At 59.7% G+C, this 9,361-nt stretch carries 4 protein-coding genes, 1 tRNA gene and 3 rRNA genes; all 8 read left to right on the forward strand.

Features of this window, described 5'->3' with window-relative positions:
* Positions 1-15 precede the first annotated feature (15 nt).
* Positions 16-1,449 carry a transglutaminase-like domain-containing protein gene (locus tag HMPREF9463_RS03315; RefSeq protein WP_035137224.1) on the forward strand — a complete coding sequence of 478 codons (1,434 nt, stop codon included), beginning with the start codon at positions 16-18 and terminating at the stop codon, positions 1,447-1,449.
* Positions 1,450-1,488: 39 nt separating this feature from the next.
* Positions 1,489-1,575, forward strand: a tRNA-Leu gene (locus HMPREF9463_RS03320).
* A gap of 431 nt (positions 1,576-2,006) precedes the next feature.
* A complete protein-coding gene (gene infC, locus HMPREF9463_RS03325; RefSeq protein ID WP_006234423.1) occupies positions 2,007-2,576 on the forward strand; it encodes a translation initiation factor IF-3 in 570 nt (189 codons plus the stop codon).
* 32 nt (positions 2,577-2,608) lie between these two features.
* Positions 2,609-2,800: a 50S ribosomal protein L35 gene (gene rpmI, locus HMPREF9463_RS03330; RefSeq protein WP_006234422.1), complete on the forward strand. Its 192-nt coding sequence runs from the start codon at positions 2,609-2,611 to the stop codon at positions 2,798-2,800.
* A gap of 46 nt (positions 2,801-2,846) precedes the next feature.
* Positions 2,847-3,206 carry a 50S ribosomal protein L20 gene (gene rplT / locus HMPREF9463_RS03335; protein ID WP_006234421.1) on the forward strand — a complete coding sequence of 120 codons (360 nt, stop codon included), beginning with the start codon at positions 2,847-2,849 and terminating at the stop codon, positions 3,204-3,206.
* Between the two features lie 539 nt (positions 3,207-3,745).
* A 16S ribosomal RNA gene (locus HMPREF9463_RS03345) occupies positions 3,746-5,251 on the forward strand.
* A gap of 398 nt (positions 5,252-5,649) precedes the next feature.
* Positions 5,650-8,624, forward strand: a 23S ribosomal RNA gene (locus HMPREF9463_RS03350).
* Positions 8,625-8,774: 150 nt separating this feature from the next.
* Positions 8,775-8,890 (forward strand): 5S ribosomal RNA (gene rrf, locus HMPREF9463_RS03355).
* The 16S, 23S and 5S rRNA genes sit together here, the layout of an rRNA operon.
* The last annotated feature ends 471 nt before the right edge of the window (positions 8,891-9,361 follow it).

The raw sequence follows: 9,361 nt of genomic DNA on the forward strand, positions 1-9,361 counted from the left end.
GACTTGGAGTTTGGTATGGCTGTTATTAATGTGCTGCCTTCGGATGGGAAGGTTATTGACGAGGGTCCTGTTGGTTGCTCTGTTGATGTTTGCTGCGATGACTTTCGCCATCTCGATATTGGACTGCCGCCCGAGATTCTTCGTCTCAAGGATGCTGGATATTTGACGCAGGCTGTTGCGGCTTGTGATCGTCTTTTGGGGCAGAATCCCGATCCCTCGCTTGCTGCCTGCGTTCGTGCCGAGCGGTATCGCATGCTTGAGACGCCGCTTCATTTTTCGGTGTCGCGCGATCGGGCTATTGCGATGATTCGCGAGGAGTGGCCTGAGTTTACCGAGGAGCAGTTTGACGATCTGATTGACCGTAAGCGTATTGACTGGCGCTTTATCGATGGCGAGCTGTTCGTTCTCGACAACTTCCTCGATTCGCTTCGCGTATATCCCAAAGAGGTTCCCGGCATGCGTCCCGATCCTACGGACGGAATTGCGCTGCGCAACGAGATGCTCAAGGAGATGGAGTCACAAAACGGATTGACTCGCGTTATTACGCTTAAGGCGTCCTTGTCTGTCCCCGGCGCTCTAGAGGGGGAGACCGTTCGCGCTTGGCTACCCGTTGCCGCCACCTGCCGCCAACAGTCTCAGGTCGAGATTCTCGACATGACGCCGGAGGGTGCTGTTGCTCCCGCGAACGCTTCGGCGCGTACCGCCTCGTGGTCTTCTTCGAGTGAGCGCTCATTCTCGGTGACTTATCGTTATCACATCGATGCTGCTTATTGTGATGTCTACGGTGGCACACTTCCGGTTCATCCGCGTATGGACGCGCCTCTGCCCGAGGATATTTCCGAGGACCGTCCGCACATTGCATTTACGCCGTATCTGCAGCAGCTGACGGCCAGCGTTGTTGGCGGACTCGAGGATCCGCTCGATCGCGCCCGTGCTATCTATGATTACCTGACGCAGTATATCGACTATCGCTATCAGCCGCCGTACTTGCTTTTGGGATCTATTGCCGATGACTGCGCGCATTCGCTCCGCGGCGATTGCGGCGTTATGGCGCTCACGTTTATCACCATGTGCCGTATCGCGGGCGTGCCTGCCCGTTGGCAGAGCGGCCTCTACGTTGCGCCCGATTCGGTGGGGTCGCACGACTGGGCAGAGTTCTATACGCCGCAGACCGGTTGGCTCAACGCCGACGTGTCATTTGGATCTTCTGCTCGCAGGATGGGGGAGGAGTGGCGCCGCCGTCACTACTTTGGCAATCTCGACCCATGGCGTATGGTGGCCAACAATCGATTCCAGGCAGAGTTTGAGCCCTCTTTCGACGGCATGCGCGAGGACCCTTACGATAACCAGATGGGTGAGGCTTCGGTCGACGGTCGCGGATGCCGTCAGCGCGAGATGCTACGCACGGTCGAACTCATCGAAATGCTCGAAGTTCCATTTTCGGACTAATCGGTAGAAAGCTGTGATAAACTAACTCACGCATTACGTGCCCGAGTGGCGGAATTGGCAGACGCAGTGGACTCAAAATCCACCGTTGGCAACAACGTGCGAGTTCGAGTCTCGCCTCGGGCACCATACATGCAAGTGAGCGTTCAAGGGGGTTGCGGCCCCCTTTTTCGTGCCGAACTCGCGTGAGCGCGCGAAGCGTTAAGCAAAAAGGCCTGTGGCCTGTTTGTAGCGGAGCGTGGCGAGGGCGCCACGCGCCCGAAGCCCGGGGCTTCGCGAAGCGAAGGCCCTTCGAGTCTCGCCTCGGGCACCATACATGCAAGCGAGCGTTCAAGGGGGTCAAGGCCTCTTTTTCGTGTACGTAATGTGATAACGCGCTGTACGTGTTATTATTCGCAAGGCGTTGTTCCCGCAATGCCCTAAAGAGGAACCCGAGGGTTCCCACCTTTTGGCGCCAATGAGCAGCTGACTGGTCATACAACTTAGATTCCCTTCCTCAAATCGAGGAAGTCTATGTGTACGACCTGGTTGTTGAGAAGCGCCGGGTTATTTTTTTATGAATGGAGGTAGGGAAAATAGCTAAGTCTGATGACACCCGCATCAACGACGAGATCACTGCATCTTCGTGCCGTTTGATTGGCGTCGATGGCTCTCAGCTCGGCCTGTTCGCCATCCGCGATGCCCAGCGCGTCGCCGACGATCAGGGTCTCGACCTGGTCGAGATCGCTCCCAACGCGGAGCCGCCGGTCTGCAAGGTCATGGACTACGGTAAGTTCAAGTACCAGCAGGCCATGAAGGCCAAGGCTGCTCGTAAGAACCAGTCCAAGGTCGAGGTCAAGGAAATGAAGTTCCGACCCAAGATCGACGTTGGCGACTACGAGACCAAGAAGGGCCACGTTCTGCGTTTCCTCAAGAAGGGCGCACGCGTTAAGATCACCATCATGTTCCGCGGCCGTGAGATGGCTCACCCGGAGCAGGGCCTTAACGTTCTCGAGCGCCTCGCCGAGGATCTCAAGCCTTACGCTACGGTCGAGTCCAAGCCTAAGATGGAAGGCCGTAACATGCTTATGCTGCTCGCCCCGATTAAGGGCGCCTTCGATGAGGATAAAGCGGCAAGCGATACCAAGTAACTAGTGTTCTGTAACCGATTAAGGAGTATTTCATGCCTAAGATGAAGTCCCACAGCGGCACCAAGAAGCGTTTCCGCAAGACTGGTACCGGCAAGCTTATGCGCGCCAAGGCTTTCAAGAGCCACATCCTGAGCAAGAAGTCCACCAAGCGTAAGCGTGGCTTCCGTCAGGAGACCGAGATCGCCGCTGCCGACCGCAAGGTCATCAAGTCGCGTCTCGCCTAAGTTCGCGTTCCCGTTTTTCGTTTTACCGTCTAGGAGTTGATAGAACATGGCACGTATTAAGCGCGCTGTTGCCGCCAAGAAGAAGCGCCGTACCGTTATGCACCGTGCGAAGGGTTACTACGGTGCCGCTTCGCGTACTTACAAGCATGCTAAAGAGCAGGTCCAGCACTCCCTGCAGTATCAGTATCGTGATCGCCGCAACAAGAAGCGCGAGATCCGTTCTCTCTGGATCACCCGTATCAACGCTGCTGCTCGCCTGAACGACATCTCTTACTCTCAGTTCATGCACGGTCTGAAGGTTGCCGGCATCGAGCTCGACCGCAAGGTCCTGGCTCAGATGGCTTACGAGGACATCGAGTCCTTCAACGAGCTGGCTACCATCGCCAAGAAGGCTCTCGAGGCCTAATAGATTCTCTTGAATCGCTAGGGGAGTGTCGCGTTGTGCGCGGCGCTCCCTCTTTTTATCTGAAGCGCTGGTTTATATAGCAAAAGCGCGGGTAGATAGACACTTAAAGGTGACCGATCTTTATATATCTCTTAACCGAAGGGTCATCATCTGATACGTGCAGTATTTCTGCATCAGCCTTTCTATTACTTATATAGGAAGCGATATATTGTGTAGGACTTGTGAAGAGTGGAATTGACGTCCCACATCGCTTCGCAGTCTGGCAATATATCTCCTTGCCGCGCGGCCCGGTCGAACCGGATGGACCGCAAAGCGTGCACCTTGAGAACCGGATACTGCGAGGATGGACACACCAGATGTGTCGCATCCGGGCAGACATCGAACCATTTGAAATGGTCTAACTTGGATTTGTTTTTCGCAAGGCCGCCGAGAGGCGGCCCCGAGAAATTCCTTTTCCTATCTAATAAAACCATATGAATCGAACGGAACCGATCAGCGAATGACTGAGAGGACCGGACGGGCTCGAAGCCCATATATTTTGGACGGAGAGTTCGATCCTGGCTCAGGATGAACGCTGGCGGCGCGCCTAACACATGCAAGTCGAACGGCACCCCTCTCCGGAGGGAAGCGAGTGGCGAACGGCTGAGTAACACGTGGAGAACCTGCCCCCTCCCCCGGGATAGCCGCCCGAAAGGACGGGTAATACCGGATACCCCGGGGTGCCGCATGGCACCCCGGCTAAAGCCCCGACGGGAGGGGATGGCTCCGCGGCCCATCAGGTAGACGGCGGGGTGACGGCCCACCGTGCCGACAACGGGTAGCCGGGTTGAGAGACCGACCGGCCAGATTGGGACTGAGACACGGCCCAGACTCCTACGGGAGGCAGCAGTGGGGAATCTTGCGCAATGGGGGGAACCCTGACGCAGCGACGCCGCGTGCGGGACGGAGGCCTTCGGGTCGTAAACCGCTTTCAGCAGGGAAGAGTCAAGACTGTACCTGCAGAAGAAGCCCCGGCTAACTACGTGCCAGCAGCCGCGGTAATACGTAGGGGGCGAGCGTTATCCGGATTCATTGGGCGTAAAGCGCGCGTAGGCGGCCCGGCAGGCCGGGGGTCGAAGCGGGGGGCTCAACCCCCCGAAGCCCCCGGAACCTCCGCGGCTTGGGTCCGGTAGGGGAGGGTGGAACACCCGGTGTAGCGGTGGAATGCGCAGATATCGGGTGGAACACCGGTGGCGAAGGCGGCCCTCTGGGCCGAGACCGACGCTGAGGCGCGAAAGCTGGGGGAGCGAACAGGATTAGATACCCTGGTAGTCCCAGCCGTAAACGATGGACGCTAGGTGTGGGGGGACGATCCCCCCGTGCCGCAGCCAACGCATTAAGCGTCCCGCCTGGGGAGTACGGCCGCAAGGCTAAAACTCAAAGGAATTGACGGGGGCCCGCACAAGCAGCGGAGCATGTGGCTTAATTCGAAGCAACGCGAAGAACCTTACCAGGGCTTGACATATGGGTGAAGCGGGGGAGACCCCGTGGCCGAGAGGAGCCCATACAGGTGGTGCATGGCTGTCGTCAGCTCGTGTCGTGAGATGTTGGGTTAAGTCCCGCAACGAGCGCAACCCCCGCCGCGTGTTGCCATCGGGTGATGCCGGGAACCCACGCGGGACCGCCGCCGTCAAGGCGGAGGAGGGCGGGGACGACGTCAAGTCATCATGCCCCTTATGCCCTGGGCTGCACACGTGCTACAATGGCCGGTACAGAGGGATGCCACCCCGCGAGGGGGAGCGGATCCCGGAAAGCCGGCCCCAGTTCGGATTGGGGGCTGCAACCCGCCCCCATGAAGTCGGAGTTGCTAGTAATCGCGGATCAGCATGCCGCGGTGAATGCGTTCCCGGGCCTTGTACACACCGCCCGTCACACCACCCGAGTCGTCTGCACCCGAAGTCGCCGGCCCAACCGAGAGGGGGGAGGCGCCGAAGGTGTGGAGGGTGAGGGGGGTGAAGTCGTAACAAGGTAGCCGTACCGGAAGGTGCGGCTGGATCACCTCCTTTCTAGGGAGATAAATCTTCTAGAGAGATCAACTTAACTCGAATAGAGGGCAGGAGCCCGTCCGGTAGATGTCCGCCACGGATGATTCCCCGCAGCACCCGGTCCCCGGGGTCGCACCCGCGTACCTTGAGAGCCGCATAGCGATAGGAGAGAGATGGAAGATCAATTTCTTCCAGACTCGATTCTTTTCTGCGATTAAACGTAAGAATGATAGCAATCATTCATCCGATCCAAACAAGAAGAATTCACTTATTAATGAGTGAGGAGCATCTGATCGCGAGCACAGTGGATACACTGTGCCGCGGTATGAGATACCCGAATTGCGACATACGAGCGCTATTCATGATATCGATTAATTAATTTTAGCGACACGTGGATATCCCGCGGGCCCGATGCGGTCCCGCAAGATACCACGGGCGCACGGCGGATGCCTTGGCACAGGGAGCCGATGAAGGACGCGGCAAGCTGCGATAATCCCCGGCGAGGAGCACACATCCTTCGACCCGGGGGTCTCCGAATGGGCGAACCCATCCACAGCAGTGTGGATATCCCCGGCCCGAACACATAGGGCCGGGGAGGACAACCCGGGGAACTGAAACATCTAAGTACCCGGAGGAGAGGAAATCAATCTCGAGACTCCCCGAGTAGCGGCGAGCGAAAGGGGACCGATGGCCAAACCGTCGAGCGGGCATACCCGGCAGGGGTTCCGCCGACGGGGTTGCAGGGCCGCGCATCCGGGGGCTGCCGCCCCCGGGCGCAGGTCCGGCTGGGGAGCGGAACGGCATGGGAGGGCCGGCCGCAGCGGGTGACAGCCCCGTACGCGAACCCAGACCGGACGGCGCGACGCGGTCCCTGAGTAGGGCCGGGCACGTGAAACCCGGTCCGAACCTGGGTGGACCACCATCCAAGCCTGAGTACTACCCTGTGACCGATAGCGCACCAGTACCGTGAGGGAAAGGTGAAAAGCACCCCGGGAGGGGAGTGAAACAGTACCTGAAACCGTGCGCCCACGAGCAGTCGGAGCAACTTTCAGTTGTGACGGCGTGCCTTTTGTAGAATGAGCCAGCGAGTCGCTGGCGCGGGGCGAGGTTAACCGAAAGGGAGCCGGAGCGAAAGCGAGCCTTAACAGGGCGACTTGAGTCCCGCGCCGCGGACGCGAAGCCGGGTGAGCTATCCGTGGGCAGGCTGAAGCGGGGGTAAGACCCCGTGGAGGGCCGAACGCACGTCGGTTGAAAACGGCGGCGATGACCTGCGGATAGGGGTGAAAGGCCAATCAAACCCGGAGATATCTCGTTCTCCCCGAAATAGCTTTAGGGCTAGCGTCGCGCGTTCACCGCCGGAGGTAGAGCACCGGATGGACGAGGGGGCTTCGCCGCCTACCGAATCCAACCGAACTCCGAATGCCGGCGGCCCAGAGCGCGGCAGTCAGAGCATGTGGGCTAAGCTGTGTGCTCGAGAGGGAAACAGCCCGGACCGCCCGCTAAGGTCCCCAAGTTCCAGCCGAGTGGCAAAGGATGTGCGTCCGCCCAGACAACCAGGATGTTGGCTTAGAAGCAGCCATCCATTCAAAGAGTGCGTAACAGCTCACTGGTCGAGTGGACATGCGCCGACAATACACGGGGCTAAGCTGGACACCGAAGCGGCGGGATTTTAATTCATTAGAATCGGTAGGGGAGCTTCCCATGGGCGGAGAAGCCGGAGGGCGACCGACGGTGGAGCGCATGGGAGTGAGAATGCTGGCATGAGTAGCGAGAGACGAGAGAGTAACTCGTCCGCCGTGAACCCGAGGTTTCCTGGGCAAGGCTAATCCTCCCAGGGTCAGTCGGGGGCTAAGGCGAGGCCGGTAGGCGTAGCCGACGCGCAGCAGGCAGACATTCCTGCACCGCGCACGCGGCGCTACGACCGACGGGGCGACGGATGGGGGTGGCTCGGCGGGGTTCTGGACGTCCCCGTGATGGAGCGCGGCCCGCGGACCAGGGAAATCCGGTCCGCAGAAGGGCGAGGCTCCGGACGAAGCACTTAAGCGAAGCGAGTGAGCCCGAGGTCCCTAGAAAAACCCCTAGGCAGGCGCGTGCGCGCCCGTACCGCAAACCGACACAGGTGGGTGGGTAGAACATACCGAGGCGATCGGGTCAACCATGGTCAAGGAACTCGGCACAATGGCCCCGTAACTTCGGGAGAAGGGGTGCCCGCGCGTACGTGAACCGGCTTGCCCGGGGAGCGGAGGCGGGCCGCAGTGGAGAGGCCCAAGCGACTGTTTACCAAAAACACAGGACTCTGCAGAAGCCGCAAGGCGACGTATAGGGTCTGACGCCTGCCCGGTGCCGGAAGGTCACGCGGAGGAGTTAGCCGATTCGGCGAAGCCCCGAAGCCAAGCCCCGGTAAACGGCGGCCGTAACTATAACGGTCCTAAGGTAGCGAAATTCCTTGTCGGGTAAGTTCCGACCTGCACGAAAGGCGCAACGACTTGGGCGCTGTCTCGACCATGGACCCGGTGAAATTGCACTGGTCGTGAAGATGCGACTTACCCGCGGAAGGACGGAGAGACCCCGTGAACCTTCACTGCAGCTTGGCATTGGCCGCTGGTCCCGCGTGTAGAGGATAGGCAGGAGGCATCGATCCGGAGGCGCCAGCCCCCGGGGAGCCGCCCTTGGAATACTGCCCTCGCGCGACCGGCGTCCTAACCCGAGGCCGTCAACCGGCTCGGGGACCGTGCCAGGCGGGCAGTTTGACTGGGGCGGTCGCCTCCTAAAGGGTAACGGAGGCGCGCGAAGGTCCGCTCGGGACGGTCGGCAACCGTCCTTTTGAATGCAAGAGTACAAGCGGGCTTGACTGCGAGGCCCACAAGCCGAGCAGGTGCGAAAGCAGGCTCTAGTGATCCGGCGGCCCCGAGTGGGTGGGCCGTCGCTCAACGGATAAAAGGTACTCCGGGGATAACAGGCTGATCTTGCCCAAGAGTCCACATCGACGGCAAGGTTTGGCACCTCGATGTCGGCTCATCGCATCCTGGGGCTGGAGCAGGTCCCAAGGGTACGGCTGTTCGCCGTTTAAAGCGGTACGCGAGCTGGGTTCAGAACGTCGTGAGACAGTTCGGTCCCTATCCTCCGTGGGCGCAGGAGAATCGATGGAGGCTGCCCCCAGTACGAGAGGACCGGGGTGGACGCACCTCCGGTGAACCGGTTGTCGACCAACGGCACGGCCGGGTAGCCGCGTGCGGCGCGGATAACCGCTGAAGGCATCTAAGCGGGAAGCCGTTCCAGGGATTAGTTCTCCTTCCGGTAAGGGCCCAGGTAGACTACCTGGTCGATAGACGGCAGGTGCAAGGACGGCGACGTCCTCAGCCGAGCCGCACTAATCGCCCGAGCTCTTCCGGAACCGCACCTCGCGGCCCGCGGGACATGCGCTCTTAGGCGCGGTCCGGGCACGAGGATGCCCCCGAGTCAGTTCCCTTTCCTATACGCCATGCGGCCCCCAGGGCACGCGAGAGAGACACCCGGACACCGTAACGGTGGGCGCCGCCCACCGGTCAGCGGCCAGAGCATGGGGGGCACGCCCGGTCCCGTTCCGAACCCGGAAGCTAAGCCCCATCGCGCCGAGAGTACTGCGGGGTCAGCCCGTGGGAGGCCAGGGCGCCGCTGACCGGTGGACGGCACCGAGCCGTACGCTTGAACTTGGAAGGGGGAGGCCTCGCGGCCTCCCCCTTTTTGCGTTTATATAAACCGACATTTGCTCTATCTGCTTTAGGGGTGTCCGGATTGGCTTTAGTCGAGGGCATCTTTGTCGTCCGCGGTGAGGTAGAGCCGATCTTTGTGCTTATGCCGCTTTCTGGTGGCGCTCAGTCAGCTACAGGGTTCTGTCGCCACGTATATCCGGACGGATCTTTTGCTCCTTATTTCCAGCAAATCAATTCAGGAACGTTGTTTTAATCAAATACACTCCGCCAGCGGGGCTCTATCTAATTGGTGATAGAGCCCCGCTGGCGTTTTATAGGTTTGTTAACGTTGTCCTTCAATTTATTACGGGCTTACTAGCGGAGACTGACGAGGGTATAAAGATGCTATGTCTACAGTGGACAGCAAGATTCCCGAGGTCATACGGTCTGTCCAAGGTTT

This window comes from Collinsella sp. 4_8_47FAA (assembly GCF_000763055.1).
Classification (GTDB): Bacteria; Actinomycetota; Coriobacteriia; order Coriobacteriales; family Coriobacteriaceae; genus Collinsella.